The organism is Calidifontibacter indicus (assembly GCF_003386865.1).
Lineage (GTDB): Bacteria > Actinomycetota > Actinomycetes > Actinomycetales > Dermatophilaceae > Yimella > Yimella indica.
Genome location: NZ_QTUA01000001.1, coordinates 1,127,724 through 1,142,277, shown reverse-complemented (window position 1 = coordinate 1,142,277; position 14,554 = coordinate 1,127,724). Strand labels below are relative to the sequence as shown.

Here is a 14,554-nt window from a genome sequence, read left to right as displayed (position 1 = left end):
ACGAAAGCCACCGGCCAGAACCTGTCACACCTGAGGTCCGGCCGGTGTCTTCATGGCATGACTGACATCGCGCAACGCCAACCGTCCCTCCGCATCCCTCCCGCCGAGCCGGACGGCCTCCTCGGCGGCATCGTCCGTGCCTGGTCGCGCCGTGCCTACGGCGAGGTGCCCGATCCCGGCTACGTCTACTGGCACCACAAGCAACTCATGTTCGCCGACCTCGCGTTCGAGCGGAAAATCGCGAAGTGGAACGCACTCGACGCCGACCTGAAGAACCTCGCGGTGCTCGGCTCGGCGGCGGCGATCGGCTGCAGCTGGTGCATGGACTTCGGCTACTTCGCCGCGCACAGCGCCGGCGACTCGGTCGAGAAGCTCAGCGAGGTGCCGCGCTGGCGCGAGAGCACCGTGTTCGACGAGAACGAACGCGCAGTGCTGGAGTACGCCGAGGCGATGACCGCCACGCCGCCGACCGTCACCGACGAGATGGTCGAGCAACTGACCGTCCTGCTCGGCGTCAAGGCGGTCGTCGAACTGACCATGATGGTGGCCGTGGAGAACCTCCGGTCCCGCTTCAACAGCGCCATGGGGCTACGCAGCCAAGGCTTCCGCGACCGGTGCGATCTGTGACCGAACCAGGACGTGAGCCTCTGGCCGACCCGTTCACCGTGCATCGGTCGCTGCTGTTCACGGTGGCGTACGAGATCCTCGGGTCGGCCGCCGACGCCGAGGACGTGCTGCAGGATGCCTGGCTGCGCTGGTCGGACGCCGACCAGGACGTGGTCGCCGACCCCAAGGCGTACGCGGTGCGCATCATCACCCGGGTCGCGCTCAACAAGGCACGCTCGCTCGGCCGCCGCAAGGAGACGTACGTCGGCCCCTGGCTACCCGAGCCAATACTCACCGGCGGCGATGTCGCCGACGACGTCGTCCTCGCCGACTCGGTGTCGCTGGCGATGCTCATCGTGCTCGACAAACTGAGCCCGGTGGAACGCGCGGTCTTCCTGCTGCGTGAGGTGTTCGGCTACGAGCACACCGAGATCGCACAGATGCTGGAACGGCAGCCGGCGTCGGTGCGGCAGATCGCACACCGAGCCCGCACCCGGGTGCGGGCCGAACGCCCCGCGACGCAGGTGTCGCCCACCGACGTCCGATCGGCGGCCGAACGCTTCGTGGCCGCAGCGACCACGGGTGACGTGCAGAGCCTGCTGGACGTCGTCTCGCCCGATGTCGTCCTCGTGACCGACGGCGGCGGAGTGCGCAAGGCCGCGCTGCGTCCGATCGTCGGCGTCGAGAAGGTGCTGCGGTTCCTGCTGGCCGTGCAGCCCGACGCGCCCACGCAGTTCCGCATCGTCGACCTCAACGGCGGCCCGGCCGTGCTCGCCCACATCGACAGTCAGCTCGACTCGACCTTCACCTTCGAGGTCGTCGACGGCCTCGTAACTCGCATTCTGGTGCAACGCAATCCACTGAAACTTGCCCACCTCGACGAGGTGCGCGGCCTGTCCCGCGGCGAGTCAGGCGCGTAGCACCTTGTCCATCGGACGACCCTTGGCAAGCTCGTCGACGAGCTTGTCGAGGTAACGAATCTTCTGCATCAGCGGGTCGTCGACCTCTTGCACCTTCACCCCGCACACCGATCCGGTGATGAGCGATGCGTTCGGGTTGAGGTGCGCGGCCGCGAAGAAGTCCTCGAAGGTCGTCTCCTCGGCGAGGTGTCGTTGCAGTTCGTCGTGGTCGAAGCCGGTGAGCCAGGTGATCACCTCTACGAGCTCGTCCTCGGTGCGACCCTTCTTGGTCACCTTCGTGACGTAGTGCGGGTAGACCGAGGCGACCGGGACGCCGAAGATGCGGCTCACGACCCGCTCGCAGGCTGCACGACGATCGACCCGTCGGAGTTGAGCAACGGGGTCATCGCGAGGTTCACCCCAACCATGCTCTGCAGATAGCAGACACCGGTCTCCTTGTCGCGCAGGATGCGGGTGGTCTCGCCGATCCGGGTGCGCTCCTCGTGCACCACCTCGAAACGCTTGTTCGACTTGGGCATCACTCGCCTCCTTCGCCGATCAGAAAATCCGCACCTGGTCGTCCGGCGCGAGGTACATCCCGTCGCCCGGCTGCACGTCGAACGCCTCGTGGAACTCCCGCAGGTTGCGCGCGACGTTCGCCGGGCAGTTGGCCGGAGCGTGCGGGTCGATCGCCACCAGTCGCTTCGCCTCGTCCGGACGCGCCTTGCCGCACCACACCTGGCTCCAGCCGAGGAAGAACCGCTGGTTGCCGGTGAAGCCGTCGAGCTCGGGAGCCGGGTTCTGTTCCTGCGCAATGGAATACGCCTTGTAGCCGATGGTCAGGCCGCCGAGGTCGCCGATGTTCTCGCCGACGGTGAGACCACCGTTGACCTTGATGTCGGGTGCGTCGGCCGGCGACTGCTCGTCGAACTGCGCGATGAGCTTCTGCGCGAGCGCGTCGAAACGCTCCCGGTCCTCGGGGCTCCACCAGTCGGTGAGCGAACCGTCACCGTCGAAACGCGAGCCCTGGTCGTCAAAGCCGTGCCCGATCTCGTGACCGATCACCGCGCCGATGCCGCCGTAGTTGACCGCATCGTCGGCGTCGACGTCGAAGAACGGCGGCTGGAGGATCGCGGCCGGGAAGACGATCTCGTTCATCATCGGGTGGTAGTAGGCGTTGACCGTCTGCGGCGTCATCAGCCACTCGGTGCGGTCGATCGGGCCACCGATGCGGTCGAGCTGACGACGCATCTCGAAGTCGGCCGAGCGGGCGAGGTTGCCCAGCAGGTCACCGGGCACGATCTCCAGGTCGCTGTAGTCGCGCCACTTGTCGGGGTAGCCGATCTTCGGCACGAAGCGCGCCAGCTTCGCCAGGGCGCGTTCGCGGGTCTGCGGCGACATCCACTCCAGCGTCTCGAAGTCGCGTCGGTAGGCCTCGATGAGGTTGGCGACCAGCTCGACCATCCGCTCCTTGGCGCGCGGCGGGAAGTGCTCGGCGACGTACAACTGGCCGACCACCTCACCCAGGCACGACTCGACGACGGCCACGCCACGCTTCCACCGCTCCTTCAGCTTGGGCGTGCCACTGAGCACCTTGCCGTTGAACGCGAAGCTCTCGTCGACCATCGCCTCGTGCAGGTAGGGCGCCTGGTCGCTGATCAGTCGCCACGACAGCCACGCCTTCCAGTCGTCGAGGTCATGCTCGGTCAGCGCGGCCGACAGACCCGAGAGGTACGACGGCTCACCGACGACGACCTCGTCGAACGCACCCTGCGGCGCGTCGAGGCCGGAAACGTAAGCGTCCCAGTCGAATTCGGGCGCGAGCTCCTTGAGTTCGGCGAAGCTGTGCTTGTTGTACGACTTCAGTGCGTCGCGCGTGGCCACGACGTCCCAGTGATGGGAGGCGATACGCGTCTCGAGGGCCATCACTTTCTGCGCGAACGCCGCCGCGTCGGGCACGCCCGCGAGCGCGCTCAGCCGCTCGATGTGACCGACGTACTTCTCCCGCACGTCGGCGTACTTGTCCTCGCGGTAGTACGACTCGTCGGGCAGCCCGATGCCGGCCTGGCCGAGGTAGGCGATGTACTGCTCCGGGTTCTTGGCATCGGCCGTGACGTAGAACGCGAACGCGCCCCACACCCCGCGGCGGCTGAGTTCACCTGTCAGTCGGGCGAGTTCGCTCGTCGAACCGAGCGCGGCGATCTGCGACAGGCGCTCACTCAGCGGCTCGGCACCGGCCTTCTCGATCGCGTCGGTGTCCATGAACGACCCGAACAGGTCGCCCACCTTGCGCTCGGGCGAGCCGGCCGCCGCGTCGGACGCGGCCGCCTTCTCCACGATGTCGCGCACCGCCGCCTCGGAGGCCTCACGCAGCGCGTCGAACGCGCCGTACCGGGCACGGTCGTCGGGGATCTGCGTCGCCTGGACCCACTGGTTGTTGACGAACCCGAACAGGTCGTCCTGGACGCGGATGGAGGAGTCGAAAGTCGACGTCAGACCGGATCGCATAGTGCGACCCTAACCGGCCGAACCGCCCAGCGCCTTGACCACCCGGGACGGCGACGGCCGGCCCAGCTGGTGGGCCATCCACACGCTCGTCGCCACGAGCTTGTCGAGGTCGACACCGGTCTCGATGCCCAGGCCGCGGCACAGCCAGACGAGGTCTTCGGTGGCGAGGTTGCCGGTGGCCGACCGGGCGTAAGGACACCCGCCGAGGCCACCGGTCGACGCGTCGACCACCCGCACACCGTGCTGCAGCGCGACGAGCGTGTTCGACAGGGCCTGACCGTACGTGTCGTGAAAGTGCACACCGATCTTGTCGGTGCCGATTCCCTTGTCGTTCAACGCTTCCAGCAGCCGCACGACGTGCCCGGCGGTGCCTACGCCGATGGTGTCGCCGATGCTGAGCTGGTCGCAGCCGAGGTCCATCAGTCGGGCACAGACGTCGACCACCTGATCGACCGGCACCGGCCCTTCCCAGGGGTCGCCGAAGCACATCGACACGTAGCCGCGCACCCACAGGTCGTCGTCCTTGGCCCGTTTGACGACCGGCGCGAACATCGCCAGCGCCTGCGCGACCGACCGGTTGAGGTTCTTGTTCGCGAAGGTCTCGGTGGCCGACCCGAACACCGCGATGGCCTTCACGCCGGCGGCGAGCGCATTGTCGAGGCCACGTTCGTTCGGCACCAGCACCGGACGGGTCGCCCGCCGGGCCTCCTGGCCGAGCGCGTCGACCAGCTCGGTGGCGTCGGACAGCTGCGGGATCCACGACGGCGGCACGAAGCTGGTGGTCTCGATCGTGTCGAGGCCGGCGTCGATCATCCGGCGCACGAACTCCGCCTTCACCCCCGTCGGCACCACGGACTTCTCGTTCTGCAGGCCGTCGCGCGCTCCGACCTCGTAGATCGTGATCCGGTCGGGCAGTCCGGCAGCAGGTTCGACCATCGGAAGGCTCATGTGAGCATCGTCTCACCCGCCCGGTGGCGCACGCGCTCGGCTCAGGTCGCTGCGGGAATCGTCGAACGGCGCCGGTCGTTAGCCTGAGACGTGCCCAATGACGTACCCGGCCCCCTGATCGTGCAGAGCGACAAGACCGTCCTGCTCGAGGTCGATCACCCGTTCGCCCGCGACGCCCGCGCCGCGATCGCACCCTTCGCCGAGCTCGAGCGGGCACCCGAACACATCCACACCTACCGGGTGACCCCGCTGGGCCTCTGGAACGCGCGCGCCGCCGGCCACGACGCCGAGCAGGTCGTCGACGCCCTCGTGCGCTACAGCCGCTACCCGGTGCCGAACGCGCTGCTCATCGACCTCGCCGAGACGATGGACCGCTACGGCCGGCTCACCCTGCGCAAGCAGGAGGTGGCCGGCGAGCAGCGGCTCGTGCTCGCCACCACCGACCGGGCCGTGCTCACCGAGGTGTTGCGCAACAAAAAGATCCAGCCGCTGGTCGGTGACCGCCTCGACGACGACACGGTGCTGGTGCACGCGTCCGAACGCGGCAACATCAAGCAGCAGCTGATCAAGCTCGGCTGGCCGGCAGAGGACGAAGCGGGTTACGTCGACGGCGAGGCGCACCCGATCGAGCTCGACACCGACGGCTGGTCGATGCGCGACTACCAGCAGCACGCGGTCGACGGGTTCTGGCACGGCGGCTCGGGCGTGGTCGTGCTCCCCTGCGGAGCGGGCAAGACGCTGGTCGGCGCGGGCGCGATGGCCAAGTCTCGCACCACCACGCTGATCCTGGTGACCAATACGGTCAGCGCGCGGCAGTGGAAGGACGAACTGCTGCGCCGCACCACCCTCACCGAGGACGAGATCGGCGAATACAGCGGCGCCCGCAAGGAGATCCGTCCGGTCACCATCGCCACCTACCAGGTGCTCACCCTCAAACGGAAGGGCGTTCACCCCCACCTCGAACTGCTTGACGCGCGCGACTGGGGCCTCATCGTCTACGACGAGGTGCACCTGCTGCCCGCGCCGATCTTCCGGATGACCGCCGACCTGCAGGCCCGCCGACGCCTCGGTCTCACCGCGACGCTGGTGCGCGAGGACGGCCGGGAGGAAGACGTCTTCAGCCTCATCGGACCGAAGCGCTTCGACGCCCCGTGGAAGGAGATCGAGGCGCAGGGTTACATCGCGCCCGCCGACTGCGTGGAGGTGCGGGTGAGCCTCACCGAGAGCGAGCGGCTGGCGTACGCCTCGACCGAACCCGACGAGCGCTACCGGTTCGCCTCCTGCGCCCCGGTCAAGGACGGCGTGGTCGAGAAGCTCGTCGCGAAGCACCGCGGCGAGCCGACCTTGGTCATCGGTCAGTACCTCGACCAGCTCACCTCGTTGGCCGGACGCCTCGATGCCGACCTCATCACCGGCGAAACCTCGGTTGCGGTGCGGCAGAAGCTGTTCCAGCAGTTCCGCGAGGGCGAGATCTCGCTGCTGGTGGTGAGCAAGGTGGCCAACTTCTCGATCGATCTGCCCGAAGCCAGCGTCGCGATCCAGGTGAGCGGCACCTTCGGCTCACGCCAGGAGGAGGCCCAACGACTCGGACGCGTGTTGCGCCCGAAGGGCGACGGGCGCACCGCGCACTTCTACACGGTGGTCACCCGCGACACCGTCGACGCCGACTTCGCCGCCCATCGGCAGCGCTTCCTCGCCGAGCAGGGCTACGCCTACCGCATCACCGACGCCGAAGACCTCGGCTGACGCTCACTTGTACGCGTTCACCGCACCGGCGTCCATCACGACCTTGAGGTCGGCGCCGACGACCGGACGGTTCTCCGAACCGGGCTTGGAGTAGGCCTCCCGGTAGTCGATCGTCACGCCGTCGGGCGTGACGATGACGATGCCCCGGAGTCGCCGCCTTCGCCTTGTTGCGGCCGAACAGGCCACCGCCGGCCGGAGGCGCCGAGCCCGACCGTCCGACGTCGCCGGCATGGCGCACCGCACCGTCGGCGGTGGCGAGGCTGAAGTTCTTGTCGGTGCGGGTGCCGAAGGTGCTCACCGTCTCGACGTGCTCGTCGGTGTAGAGCACGAGCGCGTAGACGTCGTAGTCGGTGGCCGGCGGCCAGTAGATCGAGGCGGTGATCGACTCGGTCTTCTCGATCGAAACCCGTTGGCCCTTCTCCAGATTGATGGTGCCGGTGCGCTTGCCGAGGTCGATCGTGCCCATCGGCGCGGGCGGTCCGGGAGCCGGTGCCGGCGGTGCGACAGGCGCAGCGGCGGGTGCAGGCGCGACCGGCGCCGGCGCGGGTGCAGCCGCAGTGGGCGCGGCAGCCGTTTCCGGCTCGTCGACATCTACCCCATGCTCGCGCACCAGTGCCGCGAATCCGGCCGCCCAGCCGGCGCTCACGACACGCACTTTCCAGCCGGCCTCACGCCGATAGAGCTCCAGCAGCACGGCCGCGCGCTCACCGGCGAGGCCTTCGGCACGCACCGCGATCGGTTCACCGCCGCCGAGCACCATCGCGCCCAGTTGCACATCACCGAGACCGCCCGGCACGGAGTCGTCGAGTGCCACCGCGACCGTGATCCGGTTGATCTCGGCGGGCACCGTGGTCAGCTCGATCTGCAAGCCGTCGGGCGGTGTCAGCCGCACCGCACCCTCCGGCGACGCCGGTTGGTTGAAGAACACGAAGTCGGCGTCCGACCGCACCTTGCCCTGCGCGGTCACCTGGAACGCCATCAGGTCGACCGCGCCCGGCGCGGCCCCCACGACGGTCAACGTGACGACTTCGTCGGTGATCGGCGCGTTGGCGCCCTTGCTCAATTGCGGCATGTAGCCCTCCTCGGTCCCGCCCCGAAACTACCCGAGGCCACCCACGGAACAGCCGCTCGGAACGACCGAGCCCCGCGACACCGCCGAAGCGGTGCCGCGGGGCTCGACGGCGCGGCGCCGGGTCAGTTGACCCCGAACACCTGCCGGATCGGATCGATGGCGAAGTACAGGGCGAAACAGGCCGAGATGATCCACAGCACCACCGGGATCTGCGACCACTTGCCGCGGATCACCTTGATCGCCAGGTAGGTCAGCGTGCCGACGCCGATGCCGACGGTGATCGAGTAGGTGAACGGCATCAGCGCGATGGTCAGGAACGCCGGGAGCGCGATCTCGATGTCGCGCCAGTCGATGTCGCCCACCTCCTGCATCATCAGGAAGCCGACGAACACCAGCGCGGGTGCGGCCGCCTCGTGCGGGATGACCTCGACCAACGGGGCGGCGAAGGTGGCGAGCAGGAACAGCACGCCGGTGACGACCGACGCGAGACCGGTGCGGGCACCGTCGCCGACACCCGCCGCCGACTCGATGTAGGCGGTGTTGGAGCTGACGCCACCCAGACCACCGGCGGCAGCCGCCACCGAGTCGACGACGAGAATCTTCTGCGAGTCGGCCGGGATGCCATCCTTGTCGAGCAGGTCGGCCTTCGCGCCGATCGCGGTCATCGTGCCCATCGTGTCGAAGAAGTCGGCCAACACCAGCGAGAAGATGATCAGCACCGCGGCGATGACACCCGCCTTGGCGAACCCGCCGAACATGTCGACGTGTCCGACGAGCGAGAAGTCGGGGGTCTGGACGACGGTGTCGGGCACCGTCGGCACGTTGAGCGACCAGGTGCGCGGGTTGGTCTCCTTGCCGCCGACGGTCCGGGGCCCGATGTTCGCGACGGCCTCGATGATGATCGCCAGCACGGTGGCCGACACGATCGCGATGAGCATGGCGCCGGTCACCTTGCGCACCGAGAGCGCGACCAGCAGCAGGAAACCGAAGATGAACACGACGATCGGCCAGCCCTGCAGGCGCCCGTCGACGCCGAGTTGCACCGGGGTGCCCGAGCCGGCCCGGGAGAAGCCCGAGTCGAAGACGCCGATGAACGCGATGAACATGCCGATGCCGACCGAGATCGCGGTCTTCATCTGCTGCGGCAACGCCCGGAAGGCCGCCACCCGGAAACCGGAGACCACGAGCAACAGGATGAGGATGCCCTCCCAGACCACCAGACCCATCGCGGCCTGCCAGGTCATGTCGGGCAGCGCTGCGACGCCGTACGCGACGAACGCATTGAGGCCGAGACCGGCCGCGATCGACATCGGGAAGTTCGCGAACATGCCCATCGCGATCGACATCACGCCGGCGACCAGCGCCGTACAAGCCGCGATCACCGACAGGTTCGAACCGTCACCGGGTCCGCCGCCGAGGAACTGACCGGTGCCGTCCTTCACGAAACCGAGGATCAGCGGGTTCAGCGCGATGATGTAGGCCATCGTGAAGAAGGTGACGAACCCACCGCGCACCTCCCGCGACACCGTCGAGCCTCGCTCGGAGATCTTGAAGAATCTGTCGATGCCGCTGGCTGCGGCCGGGGGTGCGCTCGTGGACATGGGCGCGAGACTAGGGCCGAAAAGCGGTCTGCGTCACCACTAAACTCTGATTCGTGACCCAGAACTCACCCGATCCCACCCCCGAGCAACTCGGCCTCGCGCCGATGAAGGTCGACATGCCGAAGGTCACGCTCACCGGCATCGCCGTCTGGATCGTCGCGCTCGTCGTGATCCTCGCGGTGCCGAGCCTGCACGAGGGCGCCCGGGACTGGTGGCCGTGGGCGCCGGTGTGCGGCATCGTGCTCGGCCTGCTCGGCTACGTGTACGTGCGGCGCGGACGCGGCAACGCGTCGGCCGCCTAGCTGCGCAGGAAGGCCAGCACCGCCAGCACTCGCCGGTGACCGGCCGAGTCGTCGGGTGACAACCCGAGCTTGGCGAAGATGCGCTGGGTGTGCTTCTCGACCGCTCCCCCGGTGACGAACAGCCGCTGCGCGATCGAGCCGTTCGACAGCCCCTGCGCCATCAACTCCAGCACCTCCCGCTCGCGCGGGGTGAGTGACTGCACGGGGTCCTTCGCCCGGGTCATCAGCTGGGAGACCACGTCGGGGTCGAGCACGGTGCCGCCGCCGGCGACCTGGTCGATGGCCGCGAGGAACTCGTCGATATCGCCGATGCGGTCCTTCAACAGGTAGCCCACCCCGGCGGCGCCCGAGGCGAGCAGCTTGTCGGCGTACGCCTGCACGACGTACTGCGAGAGCACCACGATCCGCGCCTGCGGCCACGACTGCCGAATCTCGAAGGCCGCCCGCAGCCCGTCGTCGGTGCCCGTCGGGGGCATGCGCACGTCGGTGATCACCAGGTCGGGACGCTCCCGCAGCGCCGCCTCGACGAGGGTCGGTGCGTCGCCGACGCCGGCCACCACCTCGTGACCGGCATCGGTGAGGATCAACTGCACCCCCTCGCGCAGCAGCGTCGAGTCATCGGCGAGAACGATCCGCATGGGGCCTTTCTACCTTCGTCCGTGGGGAATGAGTGCGAACAGGGTGGTGGGCCCGCCGGCCGGTGAGTCGACGGTGAAGGCGCCGTCGACCGAACGGACCCGCTCGGCCAGCCCGGCCAGGCCGGTGCCCTTGCCGAGTGCGGCTCCGCCGACACCGTCGTCGGTCACGGCGACCACGAGGTCACGTTCGTCGAGGGTCAACTCGATGTAGGCGCGGCCGGCGCCGCTGTGCTTGGCGACGTTGGTGAGCGCCTCGCTGACGACGTAGTAGGCGGCCTGCTCGACGTGCGGCGGCAAAGCGCCGGCCACCTCGGGCACGTTCGTCGTGAGCGACACCGGCGCGGTCGGACGCGTCGCTGCCTGCCGCACCGCGGCCACCAGACCCAGCTCGGTCAGGGTGGGCGGCGCGATGCCCCGCGACAGCGCGCGCAACTCGTCGAGGGTCTCCTGGGTGCTGTGGATAGCGGCCCGAATCGATTCTGCTGCAGGAGAATCCGGCCCGAGCTGGCGTTCGATGCGGGCCAGGTCGACCTTCAGCCGCACCAGTCGCTGCTGCGGTCCGTCGTGGATGTCGCGCTCCAGCTTCGACAACTGGTCGGCCTCGGCCGAACGGCCCGCGTCGCGGCTCACCCGCAGCTGCTCGATGACCTGTTGACGCGACCGGCTCGACAGGATCGCCCGCGACGCCACGCCCTGCAGGTGGGCCATGCCGCGGGTGATCCACGGGGCGAGCGCCAGCAACACCACACCGACGAGCACGTTCACCAGGGACAGCAACCCGTAGTTCAGGCTGTCGAACGGCAGCAGGAAGCTGAACCCGTTCTCAGTGCCGTGGTGCGGCAGGAACCAGCCGTACACCGGCCACAGGATCTGCGCCAGACCCGTCAGCCAGACGGTGATCATGATGACCCAGGTGATCGTCGAGACGACCCACCCGACCGCCGACCAGATGACGTCGAGCCAACGCTGCGGGTCACGCACCACCGTCCAGGCCTTGGCGACGATGCCGTCGTGCGGGTTGATCCGCAGGTAGGCGCCCTCGGCGTCGGTCACCCCCTGGAACCGGCGCAACAGCCAACGTTCGGCCTGTGCGGCGTACGTCGCGACGACCAACACGGCCGGCACCGCGACGGGTGCCAACACCACGCTGCTGATGAGGCCGAAGAACATGCACGCGATACCGAAGGCCGCCAACGCGATCGGCCAGGACAGGAACAGGTACGCGATGTCACCGCCGGTGCGGCGCAGCACCGTCCGCGGCGGTGGGATCCGCTGAATCGTGTGCATGGTGGTGGACATTGCGGACTTCTCCGACAGGCTCGGCAGCTGTGTCGTCATCATGTCATCGACGCTACGGAGCACGCTCGCGCGACGACATCCGATGCACTGGCGCATTCGGGGTCGGGCCAACCCCACCCCGCGCGAAACCTCGCCCCCGACTGGCGGTCGTCACGCGCGAGCGACAGACTGTGTGCCATGGCGGAACGGCCCACAACCATTGTCCTGTTCGGTGCCACCGGAGACCTCGCGCGGCGCAAGCTGCTGCCAGGCCTGCTCCACCTGTGGCGAAGCGGTCTGCTCAACGACGTGCGTGTCGTCGGCACCTCCCTCGAAGACCACAGCCGGGAGAGCTTCGTGGAGTTCGCCGGCAAGGCAGTCGAGGAGTTCTCCTCCCGCAAGGACGAGATGAAGGACTTCATCGAGTTCGCCGAGCGGCTCTACTTCGTGCGCAGCGACGCCGGCCCCGACGCCTTGCGGGCGGTCGTCGCCGAAGCCGAGGAGGGCTACGAAGGCAACGAGCGACCCCGCCGGTTGCACTACCTGAGCGTGCCGCCCAAAGCAGCGCTGTCGGTGATCCAGACCCTCGCCGCGGCCGACCTCGCCGCCAACAGCCGGGTCGTCATGGAGAAGCCGTTCGGCACCGACCTCGTGTCCGCCGTCGAACTCAACCGGAAGCTGCACGAGGTGTTCTCGGAGGAGCAGATCTTCCGCATCGACCACTTCCTGGGCAAGGAGGCCGCGCTCAACATCCTGGCGTTCCGGTTCGCCAACGGTCTGTTCGAGCCGATCTGGCACCGCAACCACATCGACCACGTGCAGATCGACGTGCCCGAGACCCTCGGTCTGGAGACCCGCGCGTCGTTCTACGAGGCCACCGGGGCCTACCGCGACATGGTCGTCACCCACCTGTTCCAGGTGTTGGCGTTCACCGCGATGGAGCCGCCCACCTCGCTCGAACCGCAGGCCATCACCGAGGAGAAGAACAAGGTCTTCCGGTCGATGATGCCGATCATGCCGGAGAACGTGGTGCGCGGGCAGTTCCACGGTTACCGCGACCTCGACGGCGTCGCACCGGAGTCGGAGACCGAGACCTTCATCGCCCTGAAGTGCTTCATCGACAACTGGCGCTGGGCCGGCGTGCCCTTCTACCTGCGCACCGGCAAGCGCCTCGCAGAGGGCCAGCGCATCATCTCGATCGCGTTCAAGGAGCCGCCGAAGTCGATGTTCCCGGCCGGTTCGGGCGTCAGCCAGCACGGCCCGGACCACCTGACCTTCGACCTGGCCGACAAGTCGCGAATGTCGTTGTCGTTCTATGGAAAGCGGCCCGGCACCGGGTTCCGGCTCGACAAGCTGTCGATGCAGTTCGCGATGCAGGACTCCACCGGTTCGGCGGCCGCGCTCGAGGCGTACGAGCGGCTCATCTACGACGCGGTGCGCGGCGACCACACGCTGTTCACCACCTCGGACGGCATCGAGCGGCTGTGGGAGATCAGCCAGCCGCTGCTCGACAACCCGCCGCCGGTGCGGCCCTACACGCAGGGTTCGTGGGGCCCCAACCAGATCCACCAGTTGGTCGCGCCGACCGCCTGGCGTCTGCCCTTCGAGCGGGCCTGGCGCGAGCCCACCGCCTGACCCCGCCGACGACAACGGCCCCGAGTATCACGCTCGGGGCCGTTCGTCTGTCTTTCGTTGCGGTTCAGTCGGTTTCGGCTGGCTGTTCCGCCTGCTCGACGTCGACCGCGAAGTCGTCGAGCCGCGGCGGCTCGACCTTCTCGGCCACCGGGGCCGGCTCGTCGATCTCGCTGTGCGCGCCGCAGCCGTGGTCGAGCGAGACGACGGTGCCGTCGCTGGGCGACCACTCGTTGGTGCACACCCCGAAGCTGCGACGCAGCGCACCCGCCATCGGCAGGAAGTAACCACAACCGCCGCACTGCCCCTTGGCCTGGGCGGCGACGGCCGCGCGCGGGCCGTGCTCCCCCTCGTACCAGCGGGTGGCCGCGGCCTCACGACCCTGGCGGGACAGCACCCGCGGGCGGCCGAGACCGAGTTCGAAGAACGCCATTGCGTCGACGTCCTCGTCGCCGGTGGCCTCGAAGCCCTGCTCGAGGTTCGGGTCGTCGGCGATGTAGGGCATGACGTCGCCGGCACCGATGTCGCCCGGTGCGAGCCGCTGCGCGTAGGGCAGCCACTGCGGCGACAGCAACGCGTCGTCGCCGGGCAGCAGGTTGGTCTCGCAGACCGTGGCGACCTTCGCACGCGGCGCGCGGGCGACGGCAATCGCCCAGCGCCAGCCGCGGTAGCCCTTGTTGGTGCAGGTGAAGTAGTGCATCGCCAGGCGCTCACCCAGCATGACGGCGCCCTCGTGCTCGCCGACGGTGCCGCGGGTCGCGATCGACTCGGCCGCCTCGCGGGCCAGGTCGACGGCTGCCAGCAGCACCTTGTCGGGCTTGGCGGCGGCCTCCTTGCGGGCGCGGCGCGGCTTGGCCGCCTTCGGCTCGGTGTCGCTCACGGTGTCGGTCACGGCCATCACAGCTCCAGGTTGTCGGCGACGGCTCGCAGCACGGACGCGACCTTCGTCGCGTGGCCCTTGTCCGGGTAGCGACCGTGGCGCAAACCGTTGCCGACGCCGTCGAGCAACTTGATGAGGTCTTCGACGATGATCGCCATGTCGTCTGCGGGCTTGCGGTGCCGGGCGGCCAGCGACGGCGCCGGGTCGAGCAGCTGCACCGACAGCGCCTGCGCCCCACGGCGCCCCTCGGCGACGGAGTACTCCAAGCGGGTTCCGCTCTTCAGCACCGTGGTGCCGGCCGGCAGCGCACTCGAGGGCAGGAAAACGTCCTTGCCGTCGTCGCCGGAGACGAAACCGAAACCCTTCTCCGCGTCGAAGAACTTCACCTTGCCGCTGGGCACGTCACACCTGCTTGCTTCATCGAATGACCGAACATGATCGAAC

At 68.5% G+C, this 14,554-nt stretch carries 15 protein-coding genes; 5 read left to right on the top strand and 10 right to left on the bottom strand.

The features are described from left to right. Positions 1–57 precede the first annotated feature (57 nt). Both DFJ65_RS05500 and DFJ65_RS05495 read left to right on the top strand, forming a co-directional pair. Positions 58–627 (top strand): carboxymuconolactone decarboxylase family protein, encoded by a 570-nt coding sequence (locus tag DFJ65_RS05500; protein ID WP_115922159.1) that lies wholly within the window; start codon positions 58–60, stop codon positions 625–627. Continuing rightward, entirely contained in the window at positions 624–1,526 is a 903-nt protein-coding gene (locus DFJ65_RS05495) for an RNA polymerase sigma-70 factor (RefSeq protein ID WP_211308370.1), read from the top strand. The genes DFJ65_RS05500 and DFJ65_RS05495 overlap by 4 nt, the downstream gene beginning before the upstream one ends. On the opposite strand, the gene DFJ65_RS05490 is transcribed toward DFJ65_RS05495, so the two are convergent. The 4 genes from DFJ65_RS05490 to DFJ65_RS05475 are packed head-to-tail and all read right to left on the bottom strand — an operon-like array spanning position 1,515 to position 4,961. After that, positions 1,515–1,856, bottom strand: a complete 342-nt coding sequence (locus DFJ65_RS05490) for a DUF2200 domain-containing protein (RefSeq protein WP_115922158.1) — start codon at positions 1,854–1,856, stop codon at positions 1,515–1,517. The two genes, DFJ65_RS05495 and DFJ65_RS05490, sit on opposite strands and share 12 nt — an antisense overlap. Next, positions 1,853–2,044 carry a DUF6440 family protein gene (locus tag DFJ65_RS05485; protein WP_147301317.1) on the bottom strand — a complete coding sequence of 64 codons (192 nt, stop codon included), beginning with the start codon at positions 2,042–2,044 and terminating at the stop codon, positions 1,853–1,855. Before DFJ65_RS05485 ends, DFJ65_RS05490 begins: the two co-directional genes overlap by 4 nt. Before the next feature lie 19 nt (positions 2,045–2,063). Continuing rightward, a complete protein-coding gene (locus DFJ65_RS05480) occupies positions 2,064–4,013 on the bottom strand; it encodes a M13 family metallopeptidase (RefSeq protein ID WP_115922156.1) in 1,950 nt (649 codons plus the stop codon). A 9-nt stretch (positions 4,014–4,022) separates the two neighbouring features. Then, on the bottom strand, positions 4,023–4,961 hold the full coding sequence (locus DFJ65_RS05475; RefSeq protein ID WP_115922155.1) for a hydroxymethylglutaryl-CoA lyase: 939 nt from the start codon (positions 4,959–4,961) through the stop codon (positions 4,023–4,025). Between the two features lie 90 nt (positions 4,962–5,051). Here DFJ65_RS05475 and DFJ65_RS05470 point away from each other — a divergent pair, with 90 nt between their 5' ends. Continuing rightward, a complete protein-coding gene (locus DFJ65_RS05470) occupies positions 5,052–6,707 on the top strand; it encodes a DNA repair helicase XPB (RefSeq protein ID WP_115922154.1) in 1,656 nt (551 codons plus the stop codon). Here the strand turns inward: DFJ65_RS05470 and DFJ65_RS05465 are convergent. After that, complete coding sequence (locus DFJ65_RS05465) at positions 6,682–7,779, bottom strand: TerD family protein (protein ID WP_115922153.1); 1,098 nt, start codon at positions 7,777–7,779, stop codon at positions 6,682–6,684. The genes DFJ65_RS05470 and DFJ65_RS05465 overlap by 26 nt on opposite strands. 122 nt (positions 7,780–7,901) lie before the next feature. Next, positions 7,902–9,380, bottom strand: a complete 1,479-nt coding sequence (locus DFJ65_RS05460) for an NCS2 family permease (RefSeq protein ID WP_115922152.1) — start codon at positions 9,378–9,380, stop codon at positions 7,902–7,904. 53 nt (positions 9,381–9,433) lie between these two features. On the opposite strand from DFJ65_RS05460, the gene DFJ65_RS05455 reads away from it, so the two are divergent. After that, on the top strand, positions 9,434–9,682 hold the full coding sequence (locus tag DFJ65_RS05455) for a DUF2530 domain-containing protein (RefSeq protein ID WP_245950034.1): 249 nt from the start codon (positions 9,434–9,436) through the stop codon (positions 9,680–9,682). On the opposite strand, the gene DFJ65_RS05450 is transcribed toward DFJ65_RS05455, so the two are convergent. Together DFJ65_RS05450 and DFJ65_RS05445 are read right to left on the bottom strand one after the other, a co-directional pair. Further along, positions 9,679–10,320 (bottom strand): response regulator, encoded by a 642-nt coding sequence (locus DFJ65_RS05450; protein ID WP_115922151.1) that lies wholly within the window; start codon positions 10,318–10,320, stop codon positions 9,679–9,681. The genes DFJ65_RS05455 and DFJ65_RS05450 overlap by 4 nt on opposite strands. A 9-nt stretch (positions 10,321–10,329) precedes the next feature. Next, positions 10,330–11,661: a sensor histidine kinase gene (locus DFJ65_RS05445; RefSeq protein WP_170144001.1), complete on the bottom strand. Its 1,332-nt coding sequence runs from the start codon at positions 11,659–11,661 to the stop codon at positions 10,330–10,332. A gap of 135 nt (positions 11,662–11,796) precedes the next feature. Here DFJ65_RS05445 and zwf point away from each other — a divergent pair, with 135 nt between their 5' ends. Next, positions 11,797–13,233: a glucose-6-phosphate dehydrogenase gene (zwf, locus tag DFJ65_RS05440; protein ID WP_115922149.1), complete on the top strand. Its 1,437-nt coding sequence runs from the start codon at positions 11,797–11,799 to the stop codon at positions 13,231–13,233. Positions 13,234–13,297: 64 nt separating this feature from the next. Here zwf and DFJ65_RS05435 read toward each other — a convergent pair whose 3' ends face one another. Next, complete coding sequence (locus DFJ65_RS05435) at positions 13,298–14,122, bottom strand: DUF3027 domain-containing protein (RefSeq protein ID WP_425452956.1); 825 nt, start codon at positions 14,120–14,122, stop codon at positions 13,298–13,300. Between the two features lie 5 nt (positions 14,123–14,127). After that, entirely contained in the window at positions 14,128–14,511 is a 384-nt protein-coding gene (locus tag DFJ65_RS05430) for a cold-shock protein (RefSeq protein WP_115922147.1), read from the bottom strand. Positions 14,512–14,554: the final 43 nt, after the last annotated feature.